We start from the raw sequence: 17,127 nt of genomic DNA on the forward strand, positions 1-17,127 counted from the left end.
ACATAAATATTCGTAATTTTTAAGCGCAAAAATTATCAATCATCTATCTAAAGTAGGAGTTTTTTGTTCCGATTTTAATTATATGAAAATATCTATAGCGCGAAAACGTTGTAGTGTTGAAAACTTTTTTTTATTTCGCTGTGAAGTAGTAGTTTATGGTTTGCTAAGGATAATTGAACGAAAGTATAATCCCGTTTCGTAATTTGTAATTTTTACGTTCTTTTTTGAAGGTTTTTTGTCTTCAAAAACAGCACTTTAGTTGTTGGATTTAAGAGTTATCATATAATTTTTTGTTAATAGTATAGCTGATAGTTGTATTATGTAATTGAATTGTTATTTTTGTTCGTTATAAGTTATAAGAAACCAGGTGCTAATTCGGTAGTATTTCCTGAAAATTCAGGTCAGCGCTATGAGATTACTACTTGTTTTAAAAATGAAATTCTAAAGCAAGATCTTTACATTCAAATTAAATTTAAAATAATGTTATTAAAAAAATTACAGCTAAAAACAATTGATTACAGATTTGGGTTAACAATGTGTTTTTTACTTTTTTTCAACTCTGTCATTTCTGCACAGGAAATAATTAAAGATGTTGTGGCTGAAAAACCAGCTGAAGTGCCTTCAACGCAGAAGCGAAAAATTGATGGTATTATTGCTACTGTTGGAGATTATATTGTTTTAGATTCAGATATTGATAAAGGATTTCTGGAAATCAGTGCTCAGGGTGGTTCTGTAAAAGATATTACCAGATGCCAGATGCTAGGTAAACTGTTAGAAGATAAATTGTACGCACATCAGGCTGTTCAGGATAGTATTATCGTAAGTGATGCCGAGGTGAGAAGCATGATGGAAGAGCGTCTGACTTATATGACCCAACAAGTTGGTGACATTAATAAAGTGGTTGCTTACTATAAGAAAAACTCGGTAGAAGAGTTTAAAACTTATTTTGCTGACATCTTAAAAGAGCAAAAGTTAGCATCAGAAATGACTAAAAAGATTGTTGATGCGGTAGAAATTACACCGGAAGAGGTTCGTAATTTCTTTAAAAAAATCCCTAAAGACGAATTGCCAACTTTTGGAGCTGAAATGGAAGTAGCACAAATTGTGATCGAACCTAAAGTTTCAGATGCCGACAAACAAAAAGTGAAAGACAAATTAAATGCAATTAGAAAAGATGTCTTAGAAGGTTCCAGTTTTGCTACGAAAGCTGTTTTGTATTCACAAGATCCAGGGTCTTCTCCAAACGGAGGTTATTACAAAATGACGAGAAAAACACCTTTTGTAAAAGAATTTAAAGATGTTGCTTTTAGTTTGCAACAAGGAGAGATTTCTGAGCCGTTTGAAACTACTTTTGGATTTCATATTATTATGATCGATAAAATTAAAGGTCAGGAAGTAGAATTAAGACATATTTTGATCTCGCCAACAGTATCTGAAGATGCTTTAAAAGAAGCTAAAGAGAAAATTACGAATATCAGAAGTAAGATCATAAACAAAGAAATTTCGTTTGCAGATGCAGCAAGAACAGAATCTGACGAAAAAGAAACAAGAGCAAACGGAGGAACATTAGTAAATCCTACTTCTCAGGATACTCGTTTTGAATTGACTAAAATGGATCCGACGTTATACAGTCAGGTTTCGAATTTAAAAGATGATGAAATTTCTCAACCGCTTTTGAATACAGACGATAAAGGTAAAAAAACATACAAATTGATTACCGTAACGAATAGAATTGATGCCCATACCGCTGATTATGCTAAAGATTACACTAAGATTAAAGAATTAGCATTAAAAGAAAAACAAATCACTGCGATTGCAAAATGGTTTGATACAAAAATTAAAGACACGTACATTAAAATTATTGGAGAATACAGAGATTGTACTTTCACAAACAATTGGTTGAAAAAATAATTTTTATTAAATAAAGAAAAAGAGTTAGTTTTATGAATTCATAGAGCTAACTCTTTTTAATTTTAAAATATATTTAAATGTCTGACGTAACAGCAATTCATAATTTAGTTCAAAAAAGAAATGAACTAAAAACAGAAATAGCGAAAATTATTGTAGGCCAGGATGAAGTTATCGATCAGATTTTGATCTGTATTTTTTCCGGTGGACATGCACTTTTAATAGGTGTGCCGGGATTGGCAAAAACATTATTGATTAATACTTTGTCACAGGCTTTGGGATTGGATTTTAAAAGAATTCAGTTTACACCCGATTTAATGCCTTCGGACATTTTAGGAAGTGAAATTCTAGACGAAAACAGAAAGTTTAAATTTATAAAAGGGCCCATTTTCTCTAATATTATTCTGGCTGACGAGATCAACAGAACGCCACCTAAAACGCAGGCCGCTTTACTTGAAGCCATGCAGGAGCGTTCGGTAACCATAGCGGGTGAAAATCACAAGTTAGATCTGCCTTATTTTGTTTTAGCAACTCAAAACCCAATTGAACAGGAAGGTACCTACCCGTTACCGGAAGCACAGTTGGATCGTTTTATGTTTGCCATAAAATTAGAATACCCTAGTTTTGAAGAGGAAGTACAAGTTGTAAAACGTACAACATCTGATGTTAAAACAGATATAAATCCGTTGTTTACGGGACAGGAAATAATCGATTTCCAGCATTTGATTCGCAGAATTCCTGTAGCGGATAATGTTGTGGAGTATGCCGTAACATTGGTGAGTAAAACAAGACCCGACAATGCTCTGTCAAATGATTTTGTGAAAAATTATCTGGATTGGGGAGCAGGACCAAGAGCCTCTCAAAATCTAATTTTGGCTGCAAAAGCACATGCTGCTTTCAAAGGTAAATTCTCTCCGGATATTGAAGATGTAAAAGCCGTTGCAACCGGAATTTTGAGACATCGAATTATTAAAAATTACAAAGCCGATGCTGAAGGAATTACAGAAGAAATTATCATACAGAAATTGATGTAGTTTATTTGCAAAACAGATATAAAAGCCCAAACCGATACGTATTTCAGGTTTGGGCTTTTTGTTTTAGTGGCTACATGTCGCCAATACAGGGAACCAAGTTCAAAAGTTGTGGGGTATCGCAGGAAAAACCTTTTCGTGGAAGCTGCTATATCGTGTTGCTTGTCTATGTGAGAGCTATTTCGTTTAATTGGTCTTCGTATTGAAGGTTCGCTATTTTTAGTGTCGATTTTTTAGCTCTTATTTTTTGAACTCATATCATTTCGGATGAAATTAGTTCGTACAATACAAAAGACACCTTTCCTTAAATCTAATTTTAAAATAGAATTAATTACCCAAAAGTCAAATCTGACAGGTTTCAAAAACCTGTCAGATTTAATTCGTAAAGAGGAAGGAAACAATTTTGCGATATAATATTATTTCTCGTTTGATTTACTTCGTCTATTCGTTTTTATTGGCGTCTGCTTCGTCGAAAGAAAAGACAAACAGAGCGTTTAATCTTTTTTAACTTTACTGCAATTCTGCGAGATTTTTACTTCTCTAGAACTTTCGGACTTGATCCTTCTTTTTCTAAAATTAGATTTTAAGAAAAGAAGCAAAAGAATACTGCAAAGTTTTGCTCTTCAAAGTTTATGACAGGGGGTAGAAACACCTACTATAACGTTATAGATGCTAATTTAGAAAGGTTCTTTACTTAAAAAGGCTTTAAAATGACCTTAGTCTGCAACACCCGATTTCGACTTTAATAAAGAAAGGATTTTAAAATAGTAATAAATCATTTTTTTAATACAAAATTGAAATTTTAGCAAAAAATGGCAGTGAAAATCGTTTTTTAGCAATAATAATTTTTGAAAAGCCGACTTCTATTATATTTTTTTTAATTCTCGTCTTTAATATTTAAATTTGCGTACAAAAAAACAAAAAGACTTCTATATATTATGAATACGTATAACGATTACATTAAAGAGATCGAAGAAAGAAAAGGTCAGGGTCTTCACCCGAAGCCTATCGATGGTGCTGAATTAGTAAGCGAAATCATCGCACAAATTAAAGATTTGGAGAATCCATATAGAGCAGATTCTCTTCAATTTTTTATTTATAATACGTTACCTGGAACTACTAGTGCTGCTGGTGAGAAAGCTAAGTTTTTAAAGGAGATTATCCTGGGAGAAGCTGTAGTAAAAGAAATCACACCTGCTTTTGCTTTTGAATTATTATCGCACATGAAAGGTGGACCTTCTATCGAGGTATTGCTTGATTTGGCTTTAGGTAATGATGTTGCTATTGCAAAAGAAGCGGCAAAAGTTCTTAAAACTCAGGTTTTTCTTTACGAAGCAGATACAGATCGTTTAGTGGAAGCCTACAAACAAGGTAACGAAATAGTTAAAGATATTCTGGAAAGCTACGTACAAGCGGAGTTTTTCACAAAACTTCCGGACGTGGCAGAAAAAGTAGAGATCGTTACTTTTATTGCCGGTGAGGGAGATATTTCAACAGATTTACTTTCTCCGGGTAATCAGGCGCACTCTCGTTCAGACCGTGAACTTCACGGACAATGTATGATCACGCCTCAGGCACAACAGGAAATTAAAGCACTACAGGCACAACATCCGGATAAAAGTGTGATGTTGATTGCTGAAAAAGGGACAATGGGTGTAGGTTCTTCAAGAATGTCAGGTGTAAACAACGTGGCACTTTGGACCGGTAAACAAGCAAGTCCTTATATTCCTTTCGTAAATATTGCTCCAATTGTTGGGGGAACAAACGGTATTTCTCCGATTTTCTTAACTACGGTTGACGTTACGGGTGGTATTGGTCTTGACCTTAAAAACTGGGTTAAAAAGCTTGATGCTGATGGTAATATCGTTCGTAATGAAAATGATGAGCCAATTTTAGAAGAAACGTATTCTGTAGCAACAGGAACGGTTCTTACAATCAATATTAAAGAGAAAAAATTATATAAAGGCGACCAAGAGCTGATTGACATTTCTAAGGCATTTACTCCTCAGAAAATGGAATTCATTAAAGCTGGTGGTTCCTACGCGATTGTATTTGGTAAAAAACTTCAAACATTTGCAGCTAAGACTTTAGGAGTTGATTTTCCACTTGTATATGCTCCGTCAAAAGAAATTTCTATTGAAGGGCAAGGTCTTACAGCAGTTGAGAAAATCTTCAACAGAAATGCTGTTGGTACCATTTCAAATAAAGCGTTACATGCAGGTTCAGATGTACGTGTGGAAGTAAATATCGTAGGTTCACAAGATACGACTGGTCTTATGACTGCTCAGGAATTAGAATCTATGGCGGCTACCGTAATTTCACCAATCGTTGACGGTGCTTACCAATCAGGTTGTCATACGGCTTCGGTTTGGGATAAAAAAGCGCAGGCAAACATTCCAAAATTGATGAAATTTATGAACGATTTCGGTTTGATCACAGCTCGTGACCCGAAAGGCGTTTATCATGCTATGACGGATGTAATTCACAAAGTACTTAATGATATCACGATAGACGAGTGGGCGATCATCATTGGTGGTGACTCACACACAAGAATGTCAAAAGGTGTTGCTTTTGGTGCTGACTCCGGAACAGTGGCTCTTGCACTTGCTACAGGTGAAGCTTCAATGCCAATCCCTGAATCAGTGAAGGTAACGTTCAAAGGAGACATGAAAGGATACATGGACTTCCGTGATGTGGTTCATGCTACACAAGCTCAAATGCTTCAGAAATTTGGAGGAGAAAATGTATTCCAAGGTAGAATCATTGAGGTTCATATCGGAACTCTTAATGCAGATCAGGCCTTTACATTTACAGATTGGACTGCAGAGATGAAAGCAAAAGCTTCTATCTGTATTTCTGAAGATTATACTTTGATTGAATCATTGGAAATTGCTAAAGGCAGAATCCAGATCATGATCGACAAAGGTATGGATAATGAAAATCAGGTTCTTCAAGGATTAATTGATAAAGCAAACAAGAGAATCACAGAAATTATTTCTGGAGAGAAACCAGCTTTAATTCCAGATGCAAATGCGAAGTATTACGCTGAGGTTGTTGTTGATCTTGATGTGATTGCTGAGCCAATGATTGCAGATCCGGACGTTAATAATATTGATGTTTCTAAACGATATACACACGATACCATCCGACCATTATCTTTTTATGGAGGAGTGAAAAAAGTAGATCTTGGATTTATTGGTTCTTGTATGGTTCACAAGGGTGATATGAAAATCCTTGCTCAAATGTTGAAAAATATTGAAGAGCAACACGGTAAAGTAGAGTTCTTGGCACCGCTTGTAGTGGCACCACCTACTTATAACATTGTTGATGAATTGAAAGCAGAAGGAGACTGGGAAGTTTTACAAAAATATTCCGGTTTCGAATTTAACGATAGCGCTCCTAAAGGTGCAGCACGTACAGAATATGAAAACATGTTGTATTTAGAGCGTCCCGGATGTAACCTTTGTATGGGGAATCAAGAGAAGGCAGCAAAAGGAGATACTGTAATGGCAACTTCTACGCGTCTTTTCCAAGGAAGAGTTGTAGAAGATTCTGAAGGTAAAAAAGGAGAGTCTTTACTTTCTTCTACTCCGGTTGTAGTATTGTCTACAATTTTGGGTAGAACGCCTACTATCGAAGAATATAAAGTAGCTGTAGAAGGAATCAACCTTACTAAGTTTGCACCTTCTCACAAGTTATTGGTGAAATAAGCATACGATTAAACAATCATAATTCAAAAGCCCGAGTCACAAACTCGGGCTTTTTCTTTTATAGCGACTCTATTTTTCGTATCTTGGATGTTCAAAAAAAAATAACAAAACAATTTTATAATTATGGCATTTGATATTGAAATGATTAGAAAAGTGTATGACAACATGCCGGGTCGTGTTGATGCAGCACGCAAGATTGTTGGTCGTCCACTTACTTTAACAGAGAAAATTTTGTACAATCACCTTTGGGACGGAACTCCGTCTAAGGCGTTTGGAAGAGGAATCGATTATGTTGATTTTGCACCCGATCGTGTAGCATGTCAGGATGCCACGGCACAAATGGCATTATTACAGTTTATGCATGCCGGTAAATCTAAAGTGGCAGTTCCGACAACGGTTCACTGTGATCACTTGATTCAGGCAAAAGTAGATGCGGCAACTGATTTGGCGAGAGCAAAAACACAAAGTAATGAAGTTTTCGATTTCTTATCGTCAGTTTCAAATAAATACGGAATTGGTTTCTGGAAACCAGGAGCCGGAATTATTCACCAGGTAGTGCTTGAAAATTATGCATTTCCGGGAGGAATGATGATTGGTACCGATTCGCACACTGTAAATGCAGGTGGTTTAGGAATGGTAGCGATTGGTGTTGGTGGAGCTGATGCCGTTGACGTGATGTCCGGTATGGCTTGGGAACTAAAATTTCCTAAATTAATCGGAGTGAAATTAACCGGTAAATTATCCGGTTGGACTGCTCCTAAAGATGTTATTCTTAAAGTGGCCGGTATACTTACTGTAAAAGGAGGAACCGGAGCTATCGTTGAATATTTTGGTGAAGGAGCAACTTCGATGTCCTGTACCGGAAAAGGAACGATTTGTAACATGGGAGCTGAGATTGGAGCGACAACCTCAACTTTTGGTTACGATGCTTCAATGGGACGTTATTTACGTTCTACCGACAGAGCAGATGTTGCCGATGCTGCAGATAAAGTAGCCTCTTACTTAACAGGAGACCCGGAAGTATATGCTAATCCCGAACAGTATTTTGATCAAGTTATCGAAATTAACTTATCGGAATTAGAGCCACACTTAAACGGTCCATTCACACCGGATTTGGCTACTCCAATTTCTAAAATGAAAGAAGAAGCTATCAAAAACAACTGGCCCTTGCAAATTCAGGTCGGTTTAATAGGTTCTTGTACCAACTCTTCTTATGAGGATATTGCTCGTGCGGCTTCTTTAGCGAAACAAGTTTCGGCTAAAAATTTAAAAACCAAAGCCGAGTTTACAATCACTCCGGGTTCTGAGGTAGTGCGTTCTACTATTGAAAGAGACGGATTTATTGAAACTTTTCATAAAATTGGAGCTACTGTTTTTGCCAACGCCTGCGGACCTTGTATCGGTATGTGGGACAGAGAAGGGGCAGAGAAAGAAGAAAGAAATACAATCGTGCACTCTTTCAACCGTAACTTTTCAAAACGTGCCGATGGTAACCCAAATACACTGGCTTTTGTTGGTTCTCCGGAATTAGTAACCGCTATGGCTATTGCAGGTGATTTAGGTTTTAATCCGTTAACAGATACCTTAATCAACGAAGATGGTGAAGAAGTAATGCTTGAAGCGCCAACAGGTGATGAACTTCCTGCAAAAGGATTTTATGCCGAAGATCCGGGATTTCAGGCTCCCGCTGCTGATGGTTCAGGAGTTCAGGTTGTTGTAAGTCCAACATCTGAGCGTTTGCAATTGTTGGCTCCGTTTGATGCGTGGGATGGTAAAAACATCACAGGTGCTAAATTGTTAATCAAAGCCTTTGGAAAATGTACTACAGATCATATTTCTATGGCAGGACCGTGGTTGCGTTTCCGTGGACACTTAGACAATATTTCGAACAATATGTTGATTGGTGCCGTAAATGCATTCAATCAAAAAACAAATTCAGTTAAAAATCAATTGACAGGCGAATACGATGCCGTTCCAGCTGTAGCTCGTGCCTATAAAGCAGCCGGAGTTCCGTCTATCGTTGTTGGAGACCATAATTACGGTGAAGGTTCTTCACGTGAGCATGCTGCAATGGAGCCACGTTTCTTAGGTGTTAAGGCGGTATTGGTAAAATCATTTGCCCGTATCCACGAAACAAACCTTAAAAAACAAGGTCTTTTAGGATTGACTTTTGCTAATGAAGCAGATTACGATAAAATTCAGGAGAATGATACAATTAACTTTACTGATTTAGTTGCTTTCGCTCCCGGAAAACCGTTAACCTTAGAATTTGTTCATGCAGATGGAACTAAAGATACTATTCTGGCAAACCATACGTACAACGAAGGGCAAATAGGTTGGTTCGTTGCAGGTTCAGCATTAAATTTAATTGCTGCCGGAAAAGCTTAATCGTTAAGATTTTAATTATACTAAAAACGCGCTGTGAGAACAGTGCGTTTTTTATTTAAGAGCTTTTTCGGTTGTTTAAAATAGTTAAGTTGCCTCAGTTATTTTATAGCTATAATCAAATGATTTGAATAGCCTCCTGCTCTCAATGTTATTATGTTGAGAAAATTTTTCACGCAGATTTTGCTGATTTTGCTGATTTTTTTTATTTCAATCTGCAAAATCTGCGTGAGACTTTTTTTGATAATACTTTTGAATCTTTTGGATGATTACAAATATTTTATAGCTATGATCAAATGATTTGAATAGCCTCCTGCTTTAGCTCAATGTCATTAAGTTAAGAAAATTTTTCACGCAGATTCTGCGGATTTTGCGGATTTTTTTTATTTCAATCTGCTAAAATCTGCGTGAGACTTTTTTTGCTAATCCTTTTGAATCCTTTGTATGATTACAAAACACAATTGTGAAGTTGTGATGAAATTGTTTAGTTTAATCCCCAGTAAATTAATCCGCTGATCATCCATAGTAAAATCCATTGTCCTAATTTTAAATAGTTGTTTGGGAATTTTTTCGAGATTGCGATTCCGATTAGCCACACTATTCCATATCCCAGAAAATAAACGGCTGCTAATTGAAGTAACATTCTTTCACTGATCAAAAAATCGGTAAAATTGATTAGTGCGAGTCCGATGGTGGCAAATAATAAGTCAAACGAAACCCAATGCCATCCACACCTTGCCATAGTCCATTTTTCCTGTTTCAGATCTTTTTCATTAAGTCCGTCTTTGGGTTCTATTGTTCTCAATTCTTTGTCGCCTATAAAGGTGTGGATGAGGAATGCGAATAAAGTGAGAATGTTGGCTAATAAAATAGGTATATTCATGTTGTTCTTTGTTTTTGTTTACGGGACATTGTCTTTCTTAGTATTCTTACCCATAAACTCCAGGGGGTATTTACTTTGTTTTTTGTAAAATGATTTTCTACTTTATCAAACGAATCTTCTACTACGGCATCGTGTAACCAGCGAATGACTATTGCCCATCGCAAAGAGGTTTTTCCGGTGGTTCTCATGTCAATAGTATGAGAAAGTTCTGTTTTATCCATCGTTATGGGTTTTAAATCAAATCGGTGAAAACCGTCAAAACCAGTCATATCAAACTGAAATGTTACAGATTGACCAGGGAGATATTCTGTTACAAAATATCGTATTGGCCCGTGCCCGCCTTTGGAACCAACTTGTAATCCTTTGTCTAATTTCATCGAGAACCATTTTTCATTAGCAAATAGCATATCGTTTTCGGTGGATAAGGTGCTTAACAATTTTGCTAGTTCTTCGATAGGCTGATTGATTTCTCGTTTATGAATGTTGAGTACTTTCATTTTATTTTCCGATTAAGATGTGATACTGTTTTGGGATTTCAACTCCGCTAAAATGATTGGTCAATCCATATAGTATTAATGTAGTATTGAAAAATCCAATCATTAAAATTAATATAGCCTGACTATTTGGTGTTATACCAATAAGAGTCCGTTTCATTTTTTTGCTGTGAATGGCGGCTATGTGTCCAAAGAATGAAATAATGGCAAGGCTGTAATATGGAATGAAAAATAAGTTTAAGGGAAAGGTGTTTAACCCGGCTACGCCAAAATAAAAGTTGGTTTCAAGATTCAGATAGAGGCGACCTATGAGAATAACGGGTACATGGATAAGAAGAAAAACAGCCAGATAGAGCCCCGTCCAAATCTGTAATTTGTCAAAGTTTGTTACCGTAGTTTTTCGATTTTTTCTAAAAAGCGTAAGACCTGAAATAATCTGAACTAAAATGGCGGCCAATAGAATGGTTTCAACGAAAATATTGCGATAAAAATGCCGCAAGAGGTTCATTATTTCAATGTGTTTTGCTGCGCCATTAATACTGCAAATGTGATTGAATAAATGCAGTCCGACAAACAGCGTGATGGTGATTCCGGATAAACGATGTAGTTTTTTGATTGTCATTCGGTTTCTTTTCCTGTAAAATAAAGCCTAATAATCCTGATTACATTTGATTTAAATCAAATTCGTTTTTTTGGATTGCGAATTCTGCTTAGTGTTTCAAGCGTGATTCCTAAATAAGAGGCAATGTGTGTGAGCGGAACTCTTTGTGTAATATAGGGACGGATTTTGAGTAAACTTTCGTATTTCTGCTGGGCAGATTCAAATTGAATGGAAACAATACGACTCCGCAATTGCAGCATTATTCGGGTAGTGATCATTCTCCCCAATCGGTCAAAATCGTGGTGTTTATTGCATAGTTTATTAATATTTTGCATTGATATTTCCAAAAAAGTAGTGGGTTCAAGAAGCTCTATAAAATAAGAACTTGGTGTGCCCTGAAAAAAGCCATCAATAGAAGTAATAAATTCATTTTCGAAAGCAAACCAATCGGTAATGTCTTTGCCGTCTTTGAGGTAAAATGCCCTTGCAGCACCTTTCACAATAAAATAGGTTTTGCTTACATGTTCCCCTTCTCTTATCAATATGGTGGATTTTTCAAGTGTAAAAAGTTCAGCTGCTTGTTTGAAATCTGCCTTGGTGTTTTCTGTTAAAGGAGAATAAGTATCGCTAACCAATTTTATTGCCTGCTCTAGTCCCTGTGGGTTTTCCATAAGTTAGAAATTGTAAAAACGCGCACCATTTCATAAATATATCTGATGCAAAATGATTTGGATTTGTTTTTGCGTATTCCATTACAGCAAGGTCTTGCAGGCATTGAGACAGTTGTCATTGCTGATCATTGAAAATACGGTTACTCAAATATACTACAAAAATGGAATAGAATTAAAAGCTTAATTGAAGATGCGGCTAAAAAAAAGTAGCTTTTTTTTTATGGATTTGATATAAATAAGGCTTGTTTTAGTGTAAAATTGTTAATTTCGGCAAAAACAAGTGTTAAAAACTAGGCTTTTTTGTTTAAAAAAGTTAAATTCGCTTTATAAGTAATAGAATTGTGTTTTTTACTAATGGAACACAAAATTGAGAATAAAAAAATCCCCCCAAATAATGATTTTTAGGTTAACTGTTGTATTATTTTTTTTTAGTTTGAGTGCGTTTTCACAGGAGAAATATACGAAACATATTATTTCAGAAGGTGAGAATTTATCTGTAATAGCACAAAAATACGGAGTAAAAACCAGAGAAATTATTGAAGCAAATCCGAATAGTCCTAAGATACTAAAATTAAAATCGGTTTTGTTGATTCCAAACAAAAAGCAGAAAGTAGTTGCCAGTAAAAAAACGGTTGCCAGTAAAAAGGAAACAGCGGTAGTTGCTGATATTCCCGGATCGCATGTTATTCTTGCTAAAGAAACACTTTGGGGTATTGCTAAGAAGTACAATGTTTCGGTAGAAGAGTTAAAGGGAGCCAACCCGCTTTTGGAAACTGAAGGTTTAAAAATAGGACAGCAGATTGCGATTCCTTCCAAAGTAGTAGCAGAAGCAGAAAAACCGGTTGAAACTATTGACGCTGCAAAACCGGAAGAGGTTGAGGTTGCCAGAGAAGTTTTGTCTAAAGAAACCAAATACGCAATTGCAAAAGAATTCGGGATTACTGTTGCAGAATTAGAGAAACAGAATCCGGCGATAAAGAAAAGATTGAAGGTCGGTTATGTGCTTAAAATAAAGACTTCCAAAGAAAAAGCAGAGGCATTACAAGCTTTAAAACCTATTCCAGAAATAAAAGATCCTACATCAACTCCTGGTGGGATTGCCGAGAACCCAGTTGTTGTTGTCGACTCGTCAACAGTTATTAAGGTTAGTAATTATTCCGATTTAGTTAATCAACTAATTGAAAGTGCTACTCAGAATATCGGAATTCGGTATCGTTCAGGTGGAACTACCAGAGCAGGTTACGATTGTTCCGGTTTAATGATTTCAACTTTTAGTGGTTTTGACATTAAGTTACCCCGAAGTTCTATTGAGCAGTCTCGCATCGGAATGAGAGTTAGCGCTGATGAGGCACAAAAGGGAGATTTGATTTTCTTTAAAACCAATGGTAGACGTCGTATTAATCACGTTGGTATGGTGGTAGAAGTAGCTGATGGTGAAATTAAATTTGTACATTCCGCAACTCATGGCGGAGTTATGATTTCTTCTACTAAAGAGGCGTATTACGGAAGAAATTTTTCACAGGTAAATCGTGTGCTGAAATAATTGCAACAAACACTATGCCTTTAAAAAAAGTGATTTTTTAAATTCTTCAATAGGTAGTGGTTTGTTTAAAAACGCCGTTACATAATTATTTTTATTTATTTGTTCGATTTCATCCGGGTCTAAAGTAGAGGAGAGCACATAAATTTGAACTTCTTTTTTAAATTCACTACTTAATTTATCGTAGGCATTCAGAAATTCAAAGCCATTCATTACAGGCATTTGAATGTCTAATAAAATAATCAGAGACTGTTGCAGGTTTTTGTGGTTAGAAAGCCATTGTAGCGCTTCCAGACCATTATTCGTAATGTTTACCTCCGTCACATCAAGAAACTTTTTTAGCAATTGTTTAATGACCAGTTGATCGATCAGATTGTCTTCGATTAATAAAAATACAGGTTTATGTTCCATTTGAGTTTGGTATTGTTACAATAAATTTACTTCCAATACTATTTTCTGAGGAGACGAAAATGGTACCTTTAATATTTTCGACGGCTTCTTTTACGATATAAAGACCTAATCCGGAGCCTTTGTTTTTGTTAGTTCCAAAGTACATTTCAAAGATGTGTTCTTTGAATTCATCTTTAATTCCAATTCCGTTATCTGCTATTTCAATTTTATTAAAACCATCCGAAATATAAGTTTTAATAGAGATAAACATTTCTTGTTTACTACTGTCTGCATATTTTATGGCGTTTGAAAGTAAATTTGAAATGATAATTTTTAAACGCAAGCCATCACTCTGAATCTCGTCAATTAAAAGTTCTTTTTTAATTTCGATGCGGTTGGCATTTTCGATATGCATCAATTGCGCAATGGCTTCATTAAATATTTCCTGAAGGCTTACCGGTTCGATAATAATAAGTTTACGTTTGTTTTTAGAATAGTCTATAATGTCGCTAATAAACTGATCTTGCCTAGTAAGACTTTGGTGCATTAAAGTCAGATAATCTCTAATCTGATGGATGTTGTCTTCTAATTGTGTAATCTCAATAAGTCCTTGCAAAGACGTGATGGGTGATCTCAAATCGTGCGATGCACTATAAACGAAACGATCCAGTTCGTGATTTACCAGCAGTAGATTTTCGTTTTTAACTTCGATTTCTTTTTTAGAAGTAAGCAGTCTTCTTACCATTATCGAGTAGTAGCAACTTACACTGCAGATGATCACGAGGATGAAAAAAATATTTGTGATCGTTAAGAGGGTTTTTATTTTCCTGGTTCCTTCTCCGAGTGTGTTCGAGAAGTTGCGTTCGTTGATCGTAAGTTTGTCGCTAATTTGGCTAATTTGAAGCAGGTACTTTTGCTGATCCTGGAGGGTAAGGATGTTGCGTTTGACTTTTGCATTGATCTCTGTTCCAATGACGTATAATTCGTCGATTAATTGATCCCCTTGTTCCCATTCGTGAATGGCTTTTGCCAAAAAAGGAATTTCTTTAAAATGGATGAACAACCAAACAAGATCATCAATGTCTTCTTTGTGATTTCGGCCTGTTAAAAAACCTTTTCGGGCAGCAATATTATCGCCTGCCTTCAAAAGTGTTTTACGGGCAATACCATCTCCTTGCGGGACTTTTAATTCTTCGTTGTATAATTTCCATTGTTCAGCTTCGCGGGTATACAGATAAGTAATAAGGTGTCGGGAAGCATCTTTTTGACCTTTTGAATAATGTGATTCCCCATTTACATAGGCTCTGTTGGCGGATAGTATTTTGATAGTGAAAAAATTAATACAGATCAATAAAGCGCATGAAATGAATACAATCAATAGCAGTATAAATACATTTGGAAAACGTAAATTCTTTAAAACCTGGCCCTTCAACATAGTTTTTTAATTTGTAGGTTACTGATTCGGATTCCTTATTTTAATGAGTATCTGACAGCTTTGTTTTTTATTGACACTTTTGGAGCTTGATTGTTTATTTGGTGAAAAATAAACAATTGTTAATTAATTCTTAAGGTTAAGGGCTTTTATGTGACTCCTCTCAAAATTAATAAAAAAAAAGAAAAGTTTTACAAATGACAAAATATTTCTTTTTTGTTATATTTAGTTTAATTTGTTTACATGTAACTGGTTGGTTTTTAGTTTATTGTTTGTTTTGGTGTAAGAATTTTTTGTATGGATTGAAATTTGAAGAATAAACCTAGAAATGAAGACTGATAAAAGAGGTTATCAATTAAAATTCCTGTTTTGTAGCCTTTTTTGTTTAATCTTTCGGTTTGTTTTTATGATCTTTTGCAATACCATCGTGGTTCAGTTGGGGCCAAAAAAAAACTGCAAATGGTGAATTTGCAGTTTTCTGGTTTTTTATGTAGGAAGTTATTTCGTTTGCACTTTAATCCATTGCAGGACTTCGTTCATTGCAATTGGTGATAAGGTTTGTTCGATTTTTGAATATTCATCGGGAGAACCCGTTTGACATTCCTGAAACAGATGATTTAAATTTGGGATCTCTTTTATAGTTACCTTTTTATTGCCCCCTTTTGCAAGTGCCTTTTGAATTATTTCTAAATTTTCTTTAGGAGCGATCTGTAAATCTTTCTCTCCGTTTAGGGCTAAAACTGGGCACTTCACTTTTTCTAATACCGGTTCGGGATTATATCTTAAAAAATAAGCCATCCATGGATTTGTTACTTGAGCAACTCGTAAATTGACATAATCTTCTAAGGTCATACTTCCGGGTTTGTCCGGATTATTTTGGGATACTTCGGTTAGATAAGTTGTTAGCTGCGTTTTTAATTCCTGCGGGTCCTTATACTTATTTACAATTTCAAAAGTTTTTTGATTGATGATTTTTGTTCTTTCAATGTCAGAATCAAAAGCTCCTCCTGCTTTTGCTATTAATTTTTGCTGTAGTAGAAGTAATTGATCGCCTTGTAATCCAGGCCCTGCCATCAACACGATAAAAGCAATGTCTTTGGATTTACTGGCAAGGATAGGAGCGATTAATCCACCTTCGCTATGTCCCACTAATCCTATTTTCTTTTTATTGATCTCTTTTCTGGAAAGCAAAAATTGAACTCCGGCTTCTACATCTGTAGAAAAATCTAATGAAGTTCCCGTTTTAAAATCTCCTTTTGAAGCCGCAGTTCCTCGGTCATCAAAACGTAAAACAGCAATGCCATTTTTAGTTAAGTAATCCGATAATACCAGAAAAGGTTTGTGTCCCAGAAGTTCTTCGTCTCTGTTTTGTGGTCCGCTTCCGCTGATTAAAATTACGGCAGGGAATACGCCTTCTTTTTTCGGTAATGTCAAAGTTCCGGCTAAATTTATTCCGGCTGACTTGTTTTCAAAAACAACATCTTCGCTATAATATGGAAATGGTTTTACAGGTTCCTGAGGACGCACGAGCTTTTCTTTTTCAATTTTTTCTTTGGATAAATTCAATGGAAAAGATTGTCCGCCTTGTTTAAAAATTCCTGTAATAGTATTGTCTTTCCCTAAAACACCTTCATACTCAATTCGGAAATTAGCTAAGGCAATTTTCAAAGTCGAATTTTCATAGCTGGTTGAGGTGGTAGGGATTCCGATCGCTTTTTGATCCGGACTGTCCATAGTGGAGCTAAATCCGTTCTCGTTTTTGTTTACATTAAAAACAACGGTTAATTGTGTTCCCTGCACTTTTAAAATTCCGTTCCACTGCCCAGTGATATCTTGTGCAAAAACAGTTGTAATGCTACTAAAAGCAAGTAATAATAGAAGTAATTTCTTCATGGTTTAATAAGATGGTTTTAAGGTTGGTTTTATAAGAACACGAATTTACAGTAAAGTAATATAGAAGCAGTATATTTTTTAATACAATTTAGAAGAGATCAAGTCCAAAAGTTGTGGAATAATTTTTAGAAATTTTCTTTTGTTAGAAGTAGCGCATCTTATACTTTTTCATCGTAGTTTTTTAAGTCT

12 protein-coding genes are annotated in these 17,127 nt (G+C 35.6%); 5 read left to right on the forward strand and 7 right to left on the reverse strand.

The window, feature by feature from the left end; genetic code table 11:
• Positions 1-480 precede the first annotated feature (480 nt).
• The 4 genes from ACHRV5_RS20620 to ACHRV5_RS20635 all read left to right on the forward strand — a co-directional run bounded on the left by ACHRV5_RS20620 (position 481) and on the right by ACHRV5_RS20635 (position 9,037).
• The gene (locus ACHRV5_RS20620) at positions 481-1,911 is read left to right on the forward strand and encodes a peptidylprolyl isomerase (protein WP_230004750.1); all 1,431 of its coding nucleotides are present in this window, start codon (positions 481-483) and stop codon (positions 1,909-1,911) included.
• Positions 1,912-1,988: 77 nt separating this feature from the next.
• Entirely contained in the window at positions 1,989-2,942 is a 954-nt protein-coding gene (locus tag ACHRV5_RS20625) for a MoxR family ATPase (RefSeq protein WP_230004751.1), read from the forward strand.
• Positions 2,943-3,877: 935 nt separating this feature from the next.
• The gene (locus ACHRV5_RS20630; protein WP_047777898.1) at positions 3,878-6,649 is read left to right on the forward strand and encodes a bifunctional aconitate hydratase 2/2-methylisocitrate dehydratase; all 2,772 of its coding nucleotides are present in this window, start codon (positions 3,878-3,880) and stop codon (positions 6,647-6,649) included.
• A 123-nt stretch (positions 6,650-6,772) separates the two neighbouring features.
• Positions 6,773-9,037, forward strand: a complete 2,265-nt coding sequence (locus tag ACHRV5_RS20635) for an aconitate hydratase (protein WP_395427999.1) — start codon at positions 6,773-6,775, stop codon at positions 9,035-9,037.
• A gap of 481 nt (positions 9,038-9,518) precedes the next feature.
• Here the strand turns inward: ACHRV5_RS20635 and ACHRV5_RS20640 are convergent, their stop codons facing one another.
• The 4 genes from ACHRV5_RS20640 to ACHRV5_RS20655 are packed head-to-tail and all read right to left on the reverse strand — an operon-like array spanning position 9,519 to position 11,683.
• On the reverse strand, positions 9,519-9,917 hold the full coding sequence (locus tag ACHRV5_RS20640; protein WP_395428000.1) for a hypothetical protein: 399 nt from the start codon (positions 9,915-9,917) through the stop codon (positions 9,519-9,521).
• Positions 9,914-10,414: a hypothetical protein gene (locus tag ACHRV5_RS20645; protein ID WP_395428001.1), complete on the reverse strand. Its 501-nt coding sequence runs from the start codon at positions 10,412-10,414 to the stop codon at positions 9,914-9,916. Before ACHRV5_RS20645 ends, ACHRV5_RS20640 begins: the two co-directional genes overlap by 4 nt.
• A 1-nt stretch (position 10,415) precedes the next feature.
• On the reverse strand, positions 10,416-11,033 hold the full coding sequence (locus ACHRV5_RS20650) for a hypothetical protein (RefSeq protein ID WP_395428002.1): 618 nt from the start codon (positions 11,031-11,033) through the stop codon (positions 10,416-10,418).
• A gap of 56 nt (positions 11,034-11,089) precedes the next feature.
• Positions 11,090-11,683 (reverse strand): Crp/Fnr family transcriptional regulator, encoded by a 594-nt coding sequence (locus ACHRV5_RS20655; RefSeq protein ID WP_395428003.1) that lies wholly within the window; start codon positions 11,681-11,683, stop codon positions 11,090-11,092.
• A 394-nt stretch (positions 11,684-12,077) separates the two neighbouring features.
• Between ACHRV5_RS20655 and ACHRV5_RS20660 the strand changes: the two genes are divergently transcribed.
• A complete protein-coding gene (locus ACHRV5_RS20660) occupies positions 12,078-13,226 on the forward strand; it encodes an NlpC/P60 family protein (protein ID WP_395428004.1) in 1,149 nt (382 codons plus the stop codon).
• Between the two features lie 12 nt (positions 13,227-13,238).
• Here ACHRV5_RS20660 and ACHRV5_RS20665 read toward each other — a convergent pair whose 3' ends face one another.
• The 3 genes from ACHRV5_RS20665 to ACHRV5_RS20675 form a co-directional block, all read right to left on the reverse strand.
• Positions 13,239-13,634, reverse strand: coding sequence for a response regulator (locus tag ACHRV5_RS20665; protein ID WP_230004759.1), 396 nt, complete (start codon positions 13,632-13,634; stop codon positions 13,239-13,241).
• Positions 13,624-15,048: a HAMP domain-containing sensor histidine kinase gene (locus ACHRV5_RS20670; RefSeq protein WP_230004760.1), complete on the reverse strand. Its 1,425-nt coding sequence runs from the start codon at positions 15,046-15,048 to the stop codon at positions 13,624-13,626. Before ACHRV5_RS20670 ends, ACHRV5_RS20665 begins: the two co-directional genes overlap by 11 nt.
• Before the next feature lie 495 nt (positions 15,049-15,543).
• Positions 15,544-16,938, reverse strand: a complete 1,395-nt coding sequence (locus ACHRV5_RS20675) for an alpha/beta hydrolase family protein (RefSeq protein ID WP_395428005.1) — start codon at positions 16,936-16,938, stop codon at positions 15,544-15,546.
• Positions 16,939-17,127 lie beyond the last annotated feature (189 nt).

The sequence above is a fragment of the Flavobacterium sp. FlaQc-52 genome, from assembly GCF_044007495.1.
In the GTDB taxonomy this organism is placed as follows: Bacteria; Bacteroidota; Bacteroidia; order Flavobacteriales; family Flavobacteriaceae; genus Flavobacterium; species Flavobacterium cupriresistens.

Excerpts from the sequence above, each read along its gene's own strand:
- ACHRV5_RS20675 (WP_395428005.1), bottom strand. The coding sequence starts at position 16,938 with ATGAAGAAATTACTTCTATTATTACTTGCTTTTAGTAGCATTACAACT.
- ACHRV5_RS20630 (WP_047777898.1), top strand. The coding sequence starts at position 3,878 with ATGAATACGTATAACGATTACATTAAAGAGATCGAAGAAAGAAAAGGT.
- ACHRV5_RS20620 (WP_230004750.1), top strand. The coding sequence starts at position 481 with ATGTTATTAAAAAAATTACAGCTAAAAACAATTGATTACAGATTTGGG.
- ACHRV5_RS20655 (WP_395428003.1), bottom strand. The coding sequence starts at position 11,683 with ATGGAAAACCCACAGGGACTAGAGCAGGCAATAAAATTGGTTAGCGAT.
- ACHRV5_RS20660 (WP_395428004.1), top strand. The coding sequence starts at position 12,078 with ATGATTTTTAGGTTAACTGTTGTATTATTTTTTTTTAGTTTGAGTGCG.
- ACHRV5_RS20635 (WP_395427999.1), top strand. The coding sequence starts at position 6,773 with ATGGCATTTGATATTGAAATGATTAGAAAAGTGTATGACAACATGCCG.
- ACHRV5_RS20665 (WP_230004759.1), bottom strand. The coding sequence starts at position 13,634 with ATGGAACATAAACCTGTATTTTTATTAATCGAAGACAATCTGATCGAT.
- ACHRV5_RS20645 (WP_395428001.1), bottom strand. The coding sequence starts at position 10,414 with ATGAAAGTACTCAACATTCATAAACGAGAAATCAATCAGCCTATCGAA.
- ACHRV5_RS20650 (WP_395428002.1), bottom strand. The coding sequence starts at position 11,033 with ATGACAATCAAAAAACTACATCGTTTATCCGGAATCACCATCACGCTG.
- ACHRV5_RS20670 (WP_230004760.1), bottom strand. The coding sequence starts at position 15,048 with ATGTTGAAGGGCCAGGTTTTAAAGAATTTACGTTTTCCAAATGTATTT.
- ACHRV5_RS20640 (WP_395428000.1), bottom strand. The coding sequence starts at position 9,917 with ATGAATATACCTATTTTATTAGCCAACATTCTCACTTTATTCGCATTC.
- ACHRV5_RS20625 (WP_230004751.1), top strand. The coding sequence starts at position 1,989 with ATGTCTGACGTAACAGCAATTCATAATTTAGTTCAAAAAAGAAATGAA.